The 15,019-nt window shown below is 58.5% G+C and carries 14 protein-coding genes; 6 read left to right on the forward strand and 8 right to left on the reverse strand.

Translation table 11 applies throughout. The features are described 5' to 3' along the window. Nucleotides 1–250: 250 nt before the first annotated feature. Nucleotides 251–1,012 (reverse strand): gamma-glutamyl-gamma-aminobutyrate hydrolase family protein, encoded by a 762-nt coding sequence (locus KGA97_RS22250; protein ID WP_008039002.1) that lies wholly within the window; start codon nucleotides 1,010–1,012, stop codon nucleotides 251–253. A gap of 272 nt (nucleotides 1,013–1,284) precedes the next feature. On the opposite strand from KGA97_RS22250, the gene KGA97_RS22255 reads away from it, so the two are divergent. The 5 genes from KGA97_RS22255 to KGA97_RS22275 all read left to right on the forward strand — a co-directional run bounded on the left by KGA97_RS22255 (nucleotide 1,285) and on the right by KGA97_RS22275 (nucleotide 7,109). Beyond that, nucleotides 1,285–2,661: a glutamine synthetase family protein gene (locus KGA97_RS22255; RefSeq protein ID WP_008039000.1), complete on the forward strand. Its 1,377-nt coding sequence runs from the start codon at nucleotides 1,285–1,287 to the stop codon at nucleotides 2,659–2,661. A gap of 139 nt (nucleotides 2,662–2,800) precedes the next feature. Then, complete coding sequence (locus KGA97_RS22260) at nucleotides 2,801–4,291, forward strand: aldehyde dehydrogenase (RefSeq protein ID WP_223481508.1); 1,491 nt, start codon at nucleotides 2,801–2,803, stop codon at nucleotides 4,289–4,291. A 52-nt stretch (nucleotides 4,292–4,343) separates the two neighbouring features. Beyond that, a complete protein-coding gene (locus tag KGA97_RS22265; protein ID WP_207284522.1) occupies nucleotides 4,344–5,627 on the forward strand; it encodes an NAD(P)/FAD-dependent oxidoreductase in 1,284 nt (427 codons plus the stop codon). A 372-nt stretch (nucleotides 5,628–5,999) separates the two neighbouring features. Next, nucleotides 6,000–6,548, forward strand: a complete 549-nt coding sequence (locus KGA97_RS22270) for a cupin domain-containing protein (protein WP_007946335.1) — start codon at nucleotides 6,000–6,002, stop codon at nucleotides 6,546–6,548. A 114-nt stretch (nucleotides 6,549–6,662) separates the two neighbouring features. Next, nucleotides 6,663–7,109 (forward strand): NUDIX hydrolase, encoded by a 447-nt coding sequence (locus KGA97_RS22275; RefSeq protein WP_223481509.1) that lies wholly within the window; start codon nucleotides 6,663–6,665, stop codon nucleotides 7,107–7,109. Between the two features lie 90 nt (nucleotides 7,110–7,199). Here the strand turns inward: KGA97_RS22275 and KGA97_RS29490 are convergent, their stop codons facing one another. Continuing rightward, complete coding sequence (locus KGA97_RS29490; protein ID WP_317848242.1) at nucleotides 7,200–7,583, reverse strand: hypothetical protein; 384 nt, start codon at nucleotides 7,581–7,583, stop codon at nucleotides 7,200–7,202. A 95-nt stretch (nucleotides 7,584–7,678) separates the two neighbouring features. Between KGA97_RS29490 and KGA97_RS29640 the strand changes: the two genes are divergently transcribed. Then, complete coding sequence (locus KGA97_RS29640; protein WP_411738618.1) at nucleotides 7,679–8,122, forward strand: hypothetical protein; 444 nt, start codon at nucleotides 7,679–7,681, stop codon at nucleotides 8,120–8,122. A 324-nt stretch (nucleotides 8,123–8,446) separates the two neighbouring features. Here KGA97_RS29640 and KGA97_RS22295 read toward each other — a convergent pair whose 3' ends face one another. The 6 genes from KGA97_RS22295 to KGA97_RS22320 form a co-directional block, all read right to left on the reverse strand. Further along, nucleotides 8,447–8,740 carry a fructose-bisphosphate aldolase gene (locus KGA97_RS22295; protein ID WP_223481510.1) on the reverse strand — a complete coding sequence of 98 codons (294 nt, stop codon included), beginning with the start codon at nucleotides 8,738–8,740 and terminating at the stop codon, nucleotides 8,447–8,449. Between the two features lie 495 nt (nucleotides 8,741–9,235). Next, a complete protein-coding gene (locus tag KGA97_RS22300; protein WP_223481511.1) occupies nucleotides 9,236–10,108 on the reverse strand; it encodes an alpha/beta fold hydrolase in 873 nt (290 codons plus the stop codon). Nucleotides 10,109–10,220: 112 nt separating this feature from the next. After that, nucleotides 10,221–10,853, reverse strand: a complete 633-nt coding sequence (locus KGA97_RS22305; RefSeq protein WP_223481512.1) for a CGNR zinc finger domain-containing protein — start codon at nucleotides 10,851–10,853, stop codon at nucleotides 10,221–10,223. Nucleotides 10,854–10,972: 119 nt separating this feature from the next. Then, a complete protein-coding gene (locus KGA97_RS22310; RefSeq protein ID WP_223481513.1) occupies nucleotides 10,973–12,394 on the reverse strand; it encodes a mannose-1-phosphate guanylyltransferase/mannose-6-phosphate isomerase in 1,422 nt (473 codons plus the stop codon). A gap of 105 nt (nucleotides 12,395–12,499) precedes the next feature. Continuing rightward, complete coding sequence (locus KGA97_RS22315; RefSeq protein WP_223481514.1) at nucleotides 12,500–13,612, reverse strand: mannuronate-specific alginate lyase; 1,113 nt, start codon at nucleotides 13,610–13,612, stop codon at nucleotides 12,500–12,502. After that, nucleotides 13,612–15,009 carry an alginate O-acetyltransferase AlgX-related protein gene (locus KGA97_RS22320; RefSeq protein WP_223481515.1) on the reverse strand — a complete coding sequence of 466 codons (1,398 nt, stop codon included), beginning with the start codon at nucleotides 15,007–15,009 and terminating at the stop codon, nucleotides 13,612–13,614. The genes KGA97_RS22315 and KGA97_RS22320 overlap by 1 nt, the downstream gene beginning before the upstream one ends. Nucleotides 15,010–15,019 lie beyond the last annotated feature (10 nt).

The raw sequence follows: 15,019 nt of genomic DNA on the forward strand, positions 1-15,019 counted from the left end.
AGCGAGGCTTGCCCGCGAAGACGGTATGTCAGTCGATATCATCGTTGCCTGAAACACCGCCTTCGCGGGCAAGCCTCGCTCCTACAAAGGATTGCGCTCGCCTGATCCATACCGCTCGGGCTTATTCGGCGCCGCCGTCCTGGCTGCCTGGGTCGTACTTGTTGTTATTGCAGTGTGTTGTTTTCGCGAGCCACGGACGCGCAAAGGCACGCCCGCCAAACTCGCGGGGGCAGTAAATGGGTGTTTTGGGTCAGCGGGTTTTACGCTGCGCGGCCCGTCGTCGGCATGCATCGCCGAACGCCTGGAAAATACTCAAATAAGGAGGATTCGAAAGCACCTGCCATTCCGGGTGCCATTGCACACCGACCGCGAAGGTCGGGCTGTGGTCCACCGAAATCGCTTCGATCAGACCGTCCGGCGCAATCACCTCGGCACGCAGGCCGGGAGCGAGGCGGTCGATGCCCTGACTGTGAATCGAATTGACCATGAACTCGGTCGGCAACTCCAGCGCTTCGAACACGCCACCCGGTTGCACCGTCACCGCATGCGCCGGGGCGTATTGCACCGCCAGCTCAGGGCTGTCCGCTTCGCGGTGATCGAGCATGCCCGGCAGCTCATGCACCTTCTGATGCAGGCTGCCGCCGAACGCCACGTTCATTTCCTGGAAGCCACGGCAGATGCCGAGTACCGGAACGCCCGCCGCAATGGCTGCACGCAATAAAGGAAGGGTAGTGGCGTCCCGCGCCGGATCGTGATCCGTGCCGGGAGCGCTGGCCGGGCCTTGATAGTGGAAGGGCTCCACATTCGACGGCGAACCGGTCAGCAACAGACCATCAAGGTGCGCGAGCACATCCTCGATTTCAGTCAGTTCGCCTAAGGAAGGAATGACCACGGGCAACCCCAGAGCCGCGACGCTGACAGCACGCAAGTACTTGTCGCCGCTGATGTGGTAGGGGTGCAGGCCAATCTGTTTGACGCACGCTGTAACGCCGATCAATGGCTTGAATGCCATTTTTATCACCTCGACCTTGAACGAGTTTTTCAGGAGCTTAGCTTTGTTGATTTTAATTAACAACTCTCATGTAAAAAATTCTAAACGCCGCACGTCCGATTGCTAGTCTTTGTGCGGTGTTGAGGGCCTATATGGCACTCTCGTGCCCAGAAAAGTCCCAAAAATAAAGGATGAAAGGCTAAGTGTTCGCTATTGACTTCACTTTGCCGTTCGGGTTGACTGGGCTCCAGAAAGTGCGGTGAACATAATAATTAACAGCTAATAGGTGCATCATGTCGGTCCCTCTGCGTGCCGTTCAACTCAACGAAGCAAACGCATTCCTTAAGAAATATCCTGAGGTTTTGTACGTCGACCTTCTGATTGCGGATATGAACGGTGTGGTGCGCGGCAAGCGCATCGAACGCACCAGTCTTCATAAGGTCTACGAAAAAGGCATCAACCTGCCGGCGTCCCTGTTTGCCCTGGACATCAATGGCTCCACGGTGGAAAGCACCGGCCTGGGTCTGGACATCGGCGACTCCGACCGGATCTGCTATCCAATCCCTGGCACCCTGAGCATCGAGCCTTGGCAGAAGCGCCCGACCGCGCAACTGTTGATGACCATGCACGAGCTCGAAGGCGAACCGTTCTTCGCCGACCCGCGTGAAGTGCTGGCCAATGTGGTGCGCAAGTTCGATGAACTTGGCCTGACCATTTGCGCTGCGTTCGAACTCGAGTTCTACCTGATCGACCAGGACAACGTGAACGGTCGTCCGCAATCGCCACGCTCGCCGGTCTCCGGCAAACGTCCGATGTCGACCCAGGTGTATTTGATCGACGACCTCGACGAATACGTCGATTGCCTGCAAGACATCCTCGAAGGCGCGAAAGAGCAGGGCATTCCTGCCGACGCCATCGTCAAGGAAAGCGCCCCGGCGCAGTTCGAAGTGAACCTGCATCACGTCAACGACCCGATCAAGGCCTGCGACTACGCGGTGTTGCTCAAGCGTCTGGTGAAAAACATCGCCTACGACCACGAGATGGACACCACGTTTATGGCCAAGCCGTATCCGGGCCAGGCGGGCAACGGTTTGCACGTGCACATTTCGATTCTCGACAAAGAAGGCAACAACATCTTTGCCAGCGAGGATCCCGAGCAGAACGCCGCGCTGCGACACGCGATCGGCGGTGTGCTCGAGACCCTGCCGGCGCAGATGGCTTTCCTGTGCCCGAACGTCAACTCGTACCGTCGTTTCGGCGCGCAGTTCTACGTGCCGAACTCGCCGAGCTGGGGCATCGACAACCGTACTGTTGCGGTACGTGTGCCGACCGGTTCCTCCGATGCCGTGCGCATCGAACACCGCGTGGCCGGTGCGGATGCCAACCCGTACTTGTTGATGGCTTCGGTGCTGGCGGGCGTGCACCACGGCCTGACCAACAAGATCGAGCCGGGCGCACCCGTGGAAGGCAACAGCTACGAGCAAAACGAGCAAAGCCTGCCGAACAACCTGCGCGATGCACTGCGCGAGCTGGACGACAGCGAAGTCATGGCCAAATACATCGACCCGCTGTACATCGACGTGTTCGTGGCGTGCAAGGAAAGCGAGCTGGCCGAGTTCGAAAACTCCATTTCGGACCTTGAGTACAACTGGTACCTGCACACGGTTTGACGAGATCTGCGTCGACGACACAAAACCTTGTAGGAGCCAGCTTGCTGGCGATAGCGGTAGATCAATCAACATTGATCTCGCCTGACACACCGCCATCGCCCACGGCCCACCCAACATTCCTCTGCGTCGAGTCACAACCATGACAAACACTCGCAGCGACTGGGAACAACGCTTCCAGTCCCTAACCATCGAAAACCGCGCCTTCATCGACGGCCAATACCGCGCTGCACTCAGCGGTGAAACTTTCGAATGCATCAGCCCGGTCGACGGTCGCTTCCTGGCCAACGTCGCCAGCACCGATGAAGCCGACGCCAACGAAGCCGTCGCCGTCGCACGCCGCACCTTCGAATCCGGCGTCTGGGCCAATCTCGCCCCGGCCGAGCGCAAGCGCACTTTGATCCGCTTCGCCGACCTGATCCTGGCCAACCGGGAAGAACTCGCCCTGCTCGAAACCCTCGACATGGGCAAACCGATCAACGACTCGATGAACATCGACATCCCGGCGACCGCCAACGCGATCCGCTGGAGCGCCGAAGCCATCGACAAGATCTACGACGAAGTCGCCGCCACGCCGCGCGACCAACTCGGCCTCATCACCCGCGAACCTGCCGGTGTCGTTGCCGCCATCGTGCCGTGGAACTTCCCGTTGATCATGGCCAGCTGGAAGTTCGCCCCGGCCCTCGCGGCGGGTAACTCGTTCATCCTCAAGCCTTCGGAAAAGTCGCCACTGACCGCGATCCGCATCGCTCAATTAGCGCTGGACGCCGGCATTCCGAAAGGCGTGTTCAACGTTCTGCCGGGCTTCGGCCACACCGTCGGCAAGGCGCTGGCGTTGCACATGGACGTCGACGTGCTGGCCTTTACCGGCTCGACCGCGATTGCCAAGCAACTGCTGATCTACGCCGGCCAAAGCAACATGAAACGCGTCTGGCTCGAAGCAGGGGGGAAGAGCCCGAACGTGGTGTTCGCCGATGCGCCGGATCTGCGCGCGGCAGCACAGGCAGCGGCCAGCGGCATCGCTTTCAACCAGGGCGAGGTCTGCACCGCCGGTTCGCGTTTGCTGGTCGAGCGTTCGATCCGCGAGCAGTTCATTCCGCTGCTGGTGGAAGCGCTGCAAGCCTGGAAACCAGGGCATGCTTTGGACCCGCAAACCACCGTCGGTGCGGTCGTCGATCAGCGTCAACTGGACAACGTGCTGCGCTACATCCAGGTCGGTAAAGACCAGGGCGCGCAACTGATCGCCGGCGGCAGCCGCACCCTCGAAGCCACTGGCGGCCTGTACGTGGAACCGGCGATTTTCGACGGCGTGACCAACGCCATGACCATCGCCCGGGAAGAAATCTTCGGCCCGGTGCTGTCGCTGATCACCTTCGATACCGCTGAAGAAGCCTTGGCCATCGCCAACGACAGCATCTTCGGCCTGGCCGCCGGCGTCTGGACCAGCAACCTGAGCAAGGCCCACACCTTCGCTCGCGGCTTGCGCGCCGGCAGCGTCTGGGTCAACCAGTACGACGGCGGCGACATGACCGCGCCGTTCGGCGGGTACAAGCAGTCGGGTAACGGTCGGGACAAATCGCTGCACGCGTTCGACAAATACACCGAGCTCAAAGCGACCTGGATCAAGCTCTAATACTTCTACAACGGCGGCCGCCGGCACATGCCAGCGGCCATCGGAGAAACCTATGAAACAAGCACATGTAAACAGCTACTACGCCGCAACCCGCAACTTCACCGGCGACTTCCCGGTGCTGGAACAAGCGGTGGATTGCGACGTCTGCATCATCGGCGCCGGCTACACCGGTTTGTCCTCGGCGCTGTTCCTCGCCGAAGCCGGCTACAGCGTGACCGTACTCGAAGCCGCCAAAGTCGGTTTCGGCGCCAGCGGTCGCAATGGCGGCCAACTGGTCAACTCCTACAGCCGCGACGTCGATGTCATCGAAGAGCGCTATGGCGACAGAACCGCTGAAGTCCTCGGCAGCATGATCTTCGAAGGCGCCGACATCATCCGTCAGCGCATACAACACTACGACATCCAGTGCGACTACAAGCCGGGCGGCATCTTCGCAGCGCTGAACAAAAAGCAGCTCAAAGGCCTGGCCGAGCAGAAAAACAGCTGGGAGCGCTACGGCAACAAGAACCTGAAAATGCTCGACGCGGCGGACATCAAGCGCGAAGTCGGCAGCGACAACTACGTCGGCGGTCTGCTCGACATGCAGGGCGGCCACATCCACCCGCTGAACCTGGCCCTCGGCGAAGCCTCGGCCATCATCGGCCTGGGCGGCAAAATCTACGAACAATCGGCGGCGGTGGAAATCACCTACGGCGAACCGATCACCGTGCGCACCGCCAAAGGTGTGGTCCGCGCCAAATACCTGTTGATCGCCGGCAATGCCTACCTGCCGCAGGGCCTCGACAATCGCGTGACCGCCAAAAGCATGCCGTGCGGCTCGCAAATCGTCGTCACCGAACCGTTGTCGGAAAAGGTTGCGCGCAGCCTGATCAAAAACAACTACTGCGTCGAAGACTGCAACTACCTGCTCGACTACTACCGCCTTACCGCCGACAACCGCCTGCTGTATGGCGGCGGTGTGGTCTACGGCGCGCGTGAACCGGATGACATCGAACAGCTGATCAAGCCAAAAATCCTCAAGACCTTCCCGCAACTGAAGGACGTGAAAATCGACTACCGCTGGACCGGCAACTTCCTGCTGACCATGTCGCGCATGCCGCAATTTGGCCGCATCGAGAAAAACGCCTACTACATGCAGGGCTACAGCGGCCACGGCGTCACCTGCTCGCACCTGGCCGGCAAACTGATCTCGGAAATGATCCGCGGCGACGCCGAACGCTTCGATGCTTTCGCATCCTTGCCGCACATGCCAATGATCGGCGGCCGCACCTTCCAGGCCCCGCTCACCGCCATGGGCGCCGCGTACTACGCACTTCGCGACCGTTTCGGCATCTAACCCAACACAACCCTGTAGGAGCAGAGCTTGCTCGCGAAGACGGCGGCACATCCGACATCGGTGCCGCCTGACACACCGCCTTCGCGAGCAAGCTCTGCTCCTACATTGGATCCATGGCAGGCACAAAATGTACGTGCAGCAGAGGTCAAAAACTGTGGGAGCGAGCCTGCTCGCGATGGCGCCATCCGGTTCCCCATCAATGCCAACTGACCCACCACCATCACCAATAACCATGCGCCTACAGCAACACCCCCAAACGTGATTTAATACCCGCCTTTCACAATTACGGGACAGGGAAGCGGTACTTTCGCGGCCAAAAGTCGCCCGCCATCCACCCCCATAACCCTTAAGTTTTCCTCGCATAAGGCTGTCATGGACACGGGCTCACGACTCAAATTAGTACGCGAAAGCTACAAACTCTCCCAGCGCGAGCTGGCCCGGCGTAGCGGCGTCACCAATGCCACCATCTCCCTGATCGAACAGAATCGCGTCAGTCCCTCCGTCAGCTCCCTGAAAAAACTGCTCGAAGGCATCCCCATGTCTCTGGCGGACTTCTTTACCTTTGATCAGCCGCCGCGTGAACATCAATACGTGTTCCGCGCCAACGAACAACCGGATCTCGGGCGTCATGGGCTGCGGTTGCTGCTGATTGGCGCTTCGGTGCCGAGCCGGCAGATGCGTTTGCTGCGCGAGCAATACGCGCCGGGCGCGAGTTCGGGGGAAGAGCCGATTGTGCACTCGGAAGGGGAGGAGTGTGGGTTGGTTACGCGGGGGACGGTTGAGTTGACTGTTGATGGGCAAATCAGTGTGCTCAACGCGGGGGACGGCTATTACTTTCCGACAACCTTACCGCACAAGTTCCGCAACATCGGCCAGGATGAAGCGGAAATCATCAGCGCCAACACCCCGGCTAACTTCTGATCTCAAAAACGGACGCCAACCTGTAGCAGCTGCCGAGGTTGCGTCCGCGACCAACACCCATGCCGAATGGGAGCAGCTGCTTCAGGAATTTTCAAAGTAAATGGACTTCACATCATGACCACACCCCGCATCCGCCCCCTCGCACTCTGCATCTTCCATCACGATGGCAAGATACTGGTCAACGAAGCCCGCGACCCCATCACTGAAAAGCCATTCTTCCGCCCAATCGGTGGCGGAATCGAATTCGGTGAAACCAGTGCACAAGCCGTTGTGCGAGAGGTTCAGGAAGAACTCGGTTTACCCATCACCGATGTTCGCTTGCTCGGTACGCTTGAAAGCCTCTTTACGTATAACGGCACACCAGGGCACGAAATCGTGCAGGTGTACGACGCGAAGTTTGTGGATGCCAGTGTCTATGAGTTGTCGCACTTGAATGCTCAAGAAAGCGATGGTGCGGCCTTCGTTGCGAAGTGGCTTCCTTGTGCGAGCTTTACTGACGAACAGCCGTTGGTGCCTGATGGGCTATACGAGCTGCTGAAGAAAGTCGAGCTTTTGGACTGACACCCGTTACCGGATAACTTTGGATCAATCAGCATCAGGCTGTTTCTTGATAGGTCATGGGGATGAATGATGAGAGTTTTAGTGTTGCTATTAATGCTTGGTTTTGGTGGTCAGGCATTTGCCAGTTGCTACGGCATCGATAACAACGATCAGCGCATATTGTGCGAAGCCAGGAATAGCGGTGGCAGTTGCGGCGGTATCAACGACAATGACCTCCGCAGAAGTTGTGAGGCAGAGACCAGTGGCGGGAGTTGTTATGGTATTAACGATAATGATCGGCGCATATTGTGTGAAGCCAAGAAGGGTGGCGGGAGCTGTTACGGTATTAATGACAATGATCTTCGCAGAAGTTGTGAGGCGCAAACCAGTAATGGAAGTTGCTATGGAATTAACGATAACGATCAGCGCGTAATGTGTGAAGCTCGGAAGGGCGGCAGCTGTTATGGTATTAACAGCAATGATCTGCGGGTTCAATGCGAAGCTATGAAACACTGAGGGTGAGGCCTGAAAAAAGGTGACAGATCTATTTTTTAAATAGATCTGTCACCTTTTTCGGGTTTAAAGCCACTATGTCATTGCGTAAGGGTTCTGCACTGATTGCGCATATCGTCATTATGGATATTTTCGCAACCATGGCCACTCTGTTTGGCTTCGCACAAGTTACGTTGATCATCGTCGCGGATGTTATTGCACCCGCTACCGGTTGTTTCCCCTTTGCAAGCATTTCTCATGTCGTCGTTTTTGATGTTATCGCAACCACTGCCGCTCTGTTTGGCTTCGCACAAGTTGCGTTTATCATTGTCGCGGATGTTGTTGCACCCGCTACCGGTTGTTTCCCCTTTGCAAGCATTTCTCATGTCGTCGTTTTTGATGTTGTCGCAACCACTACCACTTTGCTGGGCCCTGCAATAGGCACGCTCGTCATTATCTTTGATGTTTTCGCAGTTGGCATAGATGTACCCACTGAACATCAACAAAATCAAAAGAATGGCTCTCATCATTGGCATCCATGATTTGTCAGGAAGCAGCCTGACGCTGATTGATCCCGAATTTTTTTCATTTGCGCGCCATCATATCGACATCACTCTGCACAAAAGTTCCGTGATGAAAAACTATTTGAGGAGGCTGTCAAAAAACCAGGAAAGTGCTCTATTCATGCTGTACAGCGTGCGTAAGAAGGTGACTAAAAAGGAATAGGTCGGTCACCTTTTTTACTAGCTACCCCTTGTAGATGCTAACTGAGTACAGGCCAGGGTTAAGTCCCGGACAGCCGCAGATAAGGAGTTACGAGATAACAAAAACCCGCGTCAACGCGGGTTTTTTGGGATGAAATTCAGTCACTGACCATTGGAGGTATCAAACCCACGCTGCTCAATCACCCGAAACACATCACTCACGTCCTGGAGCAAAATCCGGGCGATGTTGGCGACGGTGTTGATGTCGTTTTCGGCGTAGTCGGGGAGGCTGGTGCAGCCCATGAGCTGGAGGTAGGGGAGGACGGCGTTCAGGCGTTCGCTGACGACGTTGTGCAGTTCGCGGATTGGGGCGTGGCTGTCGATGGCTAGTACGGGGTAGTCGGTGGCGAATTGGGACATGGGGGTGAAGCGGCGGGGCGGATGTTGGGTCGTCATGGATGTAGTCCTAGAAAGATGAATCACAATCGCCGTTACTCGTTTACCGACGGAGATCGGCTGCGCGGGTCTGGCGGTCTTCGGTGTCTTCTCTTTTGGGCTGCGAATCCCGGTCACCGACAATGGCAGCGACGGCGGGAACTATAAGCTGCGATTTTTGCGCTCACAACCGGGCTGTAGGACGCTTTGGCGTTTGTTGTGACAAGGCTTAATGCCACTGTTTACGGGGCTTTCGCGGTAATCCGGGCGGTATGGAGTGCCTTGGGAAATCGGGGGCAGGTTTTGGGGTGGTTTCGCTGACTGTTGGGAATAAACCCCCTCGTTACAAAAGGTAAATTCCTACACGATTTTCGGATGTCAGGTTTGTGAAATCGGGTGGGCTGGAAGGTGTGACAGTTGATGTAGATGTTGGATGTCCAGGCCTCATCGCGAGCAGGCTCACTCCTACAGGGGGCGGGGTAGGCGGGCGCACTGTTGCGTCCGCCTGCGATCCCTTTATGCGGCGTTGCCAATCACTTCGATGATGCGTTTTGCGATGTAGTCGACGTGGGTTTCCAGGGCGAAGTGTCCGGTGTCGAGTAGTTCGACTACGGCATTGGGGTTGTCGCGTTTGAACGCCTCTGCGCCAGGCGGGATGAAGAAGGGGTCGTTCTGGCCCCAGATGGCCAGTGTCGGCAGTTGGGTCTCGCGGAAGAAGCGCTGAAAGTCCGGGTAGCGTTTGAGGTTGTTCGCGTAGTCCAGGAACAGGTCGAGCTGGATGTCCTTGTTGCCCGGCCGCTCCAATAGCAGCGCGTCGAGGGTGTAGGACTCGGGAGCGATGAGTTCAGGCGTGCTGACGCCGTGTTCGTATTGCCAGCGCGTGCCTTCCAGGTGCAGGACTGCGTCGGCGATGACCTGGCGATTTTCGGCCGACGGTTCTGCCCAGTAGGCTCTGATCGGTGCCCAGGCATCGCCTAGTCCTTCGAGGTACGCGTTGCCGTTTTGCGAGATCAGTGCGGTCATTCTCTCGGGGTATTTGACTGCCAGTCTCAGGCCGGTCGGTGCGCCGTAATCGAAGACGTACATCGCGTAGCGTTTCAGTCCCAGGGTCTCGACGAAATGCCCCAGCGTTTCTGCCAGTGCGTCGAAGGTGTACGCGTATTTGCGCTCGGCAGGCACTTCGGTGAATCCAAAGCCGGGCAGGTCCGGGGCGATGATGTGGAAGTGTGCCGACAGCAGCGGGATGAGTTGGCGGAACTGGTGGGATGAGCTGGGAAACCCGTGGAGCAGGAGGAGGGTCGGCTTGGCCGGTTCTCCTGCCTCCCGGTAGAAGACGCGGACGCCGTCGACGTCGGCGAATGTGTAGCGGATGGGGGTAGTGGTGGTCATGATGATTGGCCTCGTAACCGCATGGATGAGATCAAGCCGGTTTTCGAGATTAAATCTGGCACGAAAAAAGTAACCTGTCAAAATGATTTTGACAGGTTATTGTTTTTCGCCCTCAAGCATCGATGACTTTCTTTTGCCGCTCGCGGTGGGCCGCTGCTTTCGCTCGGTTGCCGCAGACCGCCATGCTGCACCAGCGGCGTTTTCTGCCTCGGGTGTGATCGACGAACATCAGGGTGCAGCTCGGTCCTTCGCAACATTTCACGTTGGTGAAATCTTCCTCGCTGACGAACTGCGCGAGCACTTCGCCCAGTGGCAACAGCAGGGAGTCCGGACCGCGCCAGCGCCGTTTCAGTTCCCAGGCGAGCTTCGGTGTTTCGCCGTCCTGCAGCGTGATCTGGGTGTATTTTTCGTCCCGTTCGAGCAAGCGATTCAAGGCCTCTAGCTCTGTCAGGGCCAAGGCTTCAAGCGGTTTTCCTTTGTATTTCAGGACAAAGCCGCGAAACCATTCGCGCAATGACCGTGCCTGCGCTGCGACGGTTTCCAGCTCGCCAGGCATCGCTTGCGCCTGAAGCCGTTGCAGTATCTCGTCTTCCACCCAGCCCGATTGTTTCAGCCAGTCCAGCCAGCCGTTGCCGTCGTCGATCCAGTCGACGGGTTCATCGACCGGCGTTGCTATCGAGTTCAGGAAATCGAGAGCGGCGGCGTCGGCGACGAAGAGGGCCGGTCCACGGGGAGTGCTGTTCATGAGGGTGTCCACTAAAGCCTGGATTGATAAGGTTCAGCGTAACCACTCAAAATGCATTCGACAAGTTACTATATTGTTTGTAACCTCTTTGTTGTGTTCGGTGGGGTTACTGAATGGGCTCAATTCTTGACCTGCTGATTTCTCCCATAAACATCCTCCAACCGCTCAATATCATCCTCACCCAAATAGCTCCCGGACTGGACTTCAATCACCTCCAGCGGAATTTTCCCGGGGTTGGCCAGCCGATGCACCGAAGCAATCGGAATGTAGGTGGACTGGTTTTCCGTCAGCAGGAAGACCTTTTCATTGCACGTCACCTGGGCCGTGCCGGAGACCACGATCCAGTGTTCGGCACGGTGGTGGTGCATTTGCAGGGACAGTTGTGCGCCCGGTTTGACGGTGATGTGCTTGACCTGGTGGCGGATGCCGTTGTCCACCGAATGGTAGCTGCCCCAGGGGCGATACACCGCGCAGTTGTTCTGGGTTTCCGAGCGATTTTGGGCGTCGAGCGTGTTCACCAGTTTTTTCACGTCTTGCACGGTGTCGCGGTGCGCGACCATCAGTGCGTCTTCGGTTTCTATCACGACGAGGTCTTCCACCCCGAGCAGGGTCACCAGTTTGCTGCTGCCATGGACGAAGCAATTGCGGCTGTTGTAGCTGACGACATCGCCCTTGAGCACATTGCCGTCGGTGTCCTTTTCGTGCACATCCCACAGCGACGACCAGCAACCGACGTCACTCCAGCCAGCGCTGAGCGGGACGACCCACGCGCGGTGGGTGCGTTCCATCACCGCGTAGTCGATGGAGTTGTCCGGGCAGCATTCGAAGGTGACGCGATCGATGCTGGTCACGCCTTCGCTGCTGGGGCTGCGCTCCAGGGCCATCACGCAGGTGTCGTACATGTCCGGTTCGTGAGTGCGCAGCTCTTCGAGGTAGCGGCTTGCACGGAACAGGAACATGCCGCTGTTCCAGAAGTATTCGCCGGAGCGGACAAATTCGGCGGCGGTTTGCTGGTCGGGTTTTTCGATGAATTGCTCGACCTTGAAGGCGTGGGCGCTCGCATCGCCGCAGTCGGCCTTGATGTAGCCGAAGCCGGTTTCCGGACGTGTCGCCGGAATGCCGAACAGCACCAGATTGCCTTTGAGCGCCTCTTGCTCTGCGTGTTCCAGTGTGGCGCGCAAGGCGGGGACGTCGCTGATCACATGGTCGGCCGGAAGGACCAACATGAGCTCATCGCGGCCTTCGGCAATCAGCTTGAGGGCTGCCAGCGCCACCGCCGGTGCGGTGTTGCGGCCGAAGGGTTCGAGCAGGATTGCCTGCGGCGTGCAGCCGATGGCGGCGAGTTGTTCATTGACGAGAAAGCGATGCTCCTGATTACACACCACGATCGGTTTGCCGATACCGTTGAACGCCAGGCGCTGCAGGGTTTGTTGAAAGAGTGATCCTTCACCGGCCAGGCTCAGGAACTGTTTGGGATACAACTTGCGTGACAATGGCCACAACCGGGAACCACTGCCCCCGGACAGAATGACTGGAATCATTTTTCTTACCTCCCACACCTTCATCGTTCGATATGAAGGCGCTTCGAACAGCGAAGGACTGCCTTCCATTAGTTGAAACACAAGCTCAATTCAAAGTGGCCGCAATCAGGGGCGTGCCGGCTGTTGCACCTGGTCTTTCTGGTCAGCAAACAGCTGGGTGATGTCGCCGCCCAGGCGGTAGTTTTTCATCGGTTCGACCGATTGGCGCCAGCGGTTGGTTTGCGCTGAGCAGTCGTATAGGGCGCAGTACGGTTCCAGCCAGGCAAACTTGCCATCCTCGTTGAGGTCTTCGAGTGCTTGCTTGTGGCCGGTCTTGCGTTCGAACAAACCTGGACTCTTGATGCCTTCTTCCACGCGCGTCGCCAGACGCCGCATGGCGCCGTGGTTTTCTTCGCGCAGGTCGACGCCGTTGGCTTGGGCGAAGGAGGCGATCATCATCAGCGGCCCCATCGCGTAGTTATGGTAAGCCAGTGCGCGGGTGTCGCGGCCCAATTCGTTGGGCAGATATCCATCTGCATCGACCTGGGACGCGCCGATGCGAAACTGTGCGACGGACCAGTCGAACAGGTCGCGCCGGTCAACCACCACCGAGGCCGCCATGACGGACCATGCCGCCCAATACTGGTGATTGTTGAGGCGGTCCAGCGGTTGGTCGCGCCAGTCCCGCACCACCTGTTCGGCGAGTTTGCCGATCCAGGCTTCGATGGGCCGGGTCTGCGCTTCACGGCCTTTCAATGGCTGTGAACGCGAAAACTTGAGCCGCAGGTACGCCGAAGAAATACTGCCCAACGCCCATTTGCGCATCGACTTGCCGGTGTGGGTGTAGGTGGTGCTCAGCAGCGCCTGCGCCTTGGCCCAATCGCCCAACCAGCTCAATGTGCAGTCCACATGACCGGGGCGGCCGAGCCGCAAATAGGCGGCGACTTGTTTGTTGACGCCTTTTTCCAGTTCGTTGATATCGCCGGACATTTCCTTGTAGCGTTTGTTGGACTCTGCGTTGAGCTGATCCCGAGCCTTGCCGGAGCCTTCGTATTTGCTGGGGATCAGCAGGTCACCGGTGTAGGGTTTGGGCGTCGCCGGACAGCTCTGCGCGTCGCCCTTTTTCTCTGTGGCCGGCGCGTAATAGCCCTGCGGCGGGCGAAGTTGTGCGGCCGCTTGCATGATCGGCCCCATCAGAATGAAGGCCACGCCAATGGCGGCCCAGTGTGCCGGGCGCATCAGTTTTCCTCCGTCTGCGCGGTGCGCAGGGTCGGTGCTGCCGTAATGGCGGGTTTGACGCACAGTCGGGTTGAAAGCCCTGTGGTGGTCATACCCGGCGGCGGTTGCACGTCCATGGAAAGAAGCGTCTGTTCGCCCCAGTCCCCGTCGCCGCGCAGCTCGAAGGCGAAGCGGCCCTGGGTATTGACCGTCGGCGAACGGCTCAAGCTGAGGTTTTCCTGGCGACCGTTCAGGTAGGTCAGGGTCGCGTTCAACAGACGCACGCCGGGATCCGCGAACGTGAGGTCGACCTGATAACGATTGCCCTTGATCGGATACACGTTGCCGCCACTGCCGTTGAACAACACTTGATTGCGCCCACTGTGCAGGGTCGCCTGGCTTTTGAGCAGCGGGGACTGGTTGTCGCAGCCATCGCTCAGCGCCGCCATTGCCTGGCGGTAGAAGCTGGGTTTGCCAAGGCTGTCGAGGTTGTCGGTTTCCCACACCAGCACCGCCGGCGGGGCGTTCTGGAAGTCGTCGCCGAGCAGGTAGGCGATCAACGAATCATCGTAGCCACCGCCCGGTACGCTGAAGTTGCGGACCGGCGTCTCCAGGTATTGTTCAAGGAAACCGGGGAAGTTGAACAGCTCGCTGCTGGCGCTGGTGCCGATCAGTGCGACCTTGGCCGGCCCCTTGGCATCGCCTTGGGCGCGGGTTTGATAACGGGTCACATACTGCGCCGCATAGCCGTTGCCGCAGATCTGTGCGGCGGCTTTTTGCAGCGTGCCCGAGCGTCCCAGCAGGCCGGCCGGTTGACTGGCGAAGACCTGATGCGGCAACGCCTTGAGCACATCGTTGCCCTTGAGCGTCTGGGCTACCAATTGGGCACTGCGGTCGGCGCCATAGGGCGTCCAGTTGTGATCGCCCTTGAAGTAGAAGGGCTGCCCGGCGGGCTGTGGCGAACTCAGCAGGTTGGCAAAGTCGGGCGCCAGAATGCCCAGGCCGCGCACCCGGTCCAGGGTTTGCAGGTAGTTTTGCCGGGCCCTGGCCTGATCGAAGCTGGCCAGTTCCAGCGGCGTCAGGCGGTCGGCGTGCAGCAGGCCGCGACTGGGTGGCATCACCAGCACCAGTTCGACCCCGCGCTGGGCGAGTCCGTCGCGCAGGCGCTTGAGGGCTTTGTAGCCGCTCTCATCGAGGCCGAAGTCGGTGCGCAAATCGCTACGGGTGCGGAAGAGCCATTGGTCCTTGGCCTCCACCAGGGTCGCGTAGTTTTTCAGCTCCGGCTGTTCGTAATATGTCGCCTGCGCCGCTTGCGGGCACAGCTGGCAGCAGGCCTCGGCCGTGTATTGCGGCTGCGCCTGTGCCCCCATCGACATGGACAGCAGGCCAAGCGCGGCAAATCCATGAAAGGTGTTCATCGGCAGGCTC

The sequence above is a fragment of the Pseudomonas sp. BF-B-15 genome (assembly GCF_019946675.1).
Lineage (GTDB): Bacteria > Pseudomonadota > Gammaproteobacteria > Pseudomonadales > Pseudomonadaceae > Aquipseudomonas > Aquipseudomonas migulae.

Excerpts from the sequence above, each read along its gene's own strand:
- KGA97_RS22250 (WP_008039002.1), bottom strand. The coding sequence starts at position 1,012 with ATGGCATTCAAGCCATTGATCGGCGTTACAGCGTGCGTCAAACAGATT.
- KGA97_RS22255 (WP_008039000.1), top strand. The coding sequence starts at position 1,285 with ATGTCGGTCCCTCTGCGTGCCGTTCAACTCAACGAAGCAAACGCATTC.
- KGA97_RS22260 (WP_223481508.1), top strand. The coding sequence starts at position 2,801 with ATGACAAACACTCGCAGCGACTGGGAACAACGCTTCCAGTCCCTAACC.
- KGA97_RS22265 (WP_207284522.1), top strand. The coding sequence starts at position 4,344 with ATGAAACAAGCACATGTAAACAGCTACTACGCCGCAACCCGCAACTTC.
- KGA97_RS22270 (WP_007946335.1), top strand. The coding sequence starts at position 6,000 with ATGGACACGGGCTCACGACTCAAATTAGTACGCGAAAGCTACAAACTC.
- KGA97_RS22275 (WP_223481509.1), top strand. The coding sequence starts at position 6,663 with ATGACCACACCCCGCATCCGCCCCCTCGCACTCTGCATCTTCCATCAC.
- KGA97_RS29640 (WP_411738618.1), top strand. The coding sequence starts at position 7,679 with ATGTCATTGCGTAAGGGTTCTGCACTGATTGCGCATATCGTCATTATG.
- KGA97_RS22295 (WP_223481510.1), bottom strand. The coding sequence starts at position 8,740 with ATGACGACCCAACATCCGCCCCGCCGCTTCACCCCCATGTCCCAATTC.
- KGA97_RS22300 (WP_223481511.1), bottom strand. The coding sequence starts at position 10,108 with ATGACCACCACTACCCCCATCCGCTACACATTCGCCGACGTCGACGGC.
- KGA97_RS22305 (WP_223481512.1), bottom strand. The coding sequence starts at position 10,853 with ATGAACAGCACTCCCCGTGGACCGGCCCTCTTCGTCGCCGACGCCGCC.
- KGA97_RS22310 (WP_223481513.1), bottom strand. The coding sequence starts at position 12,394 with ATGATTCCAGTCATTCTGTCCGGGGGCAGTGGTTCCCGGTTGTGGCCA.
- KGA97_RS22315 (WP_223481514.1), bottom strand. The coding sequence starts at position 13,612 with ATGCGCCCGGCACACTGGGCCGCCATTGGCGTGGCCTTCATTCTGATG.
- KGA97_RS22320 (WP_223481515.1), bottom strand. The coding sequence starts at position 15,009 with ATGAACACCTTTCATGGATTTGCCGCGCTTGGCCTGCTGTCCATGTCG.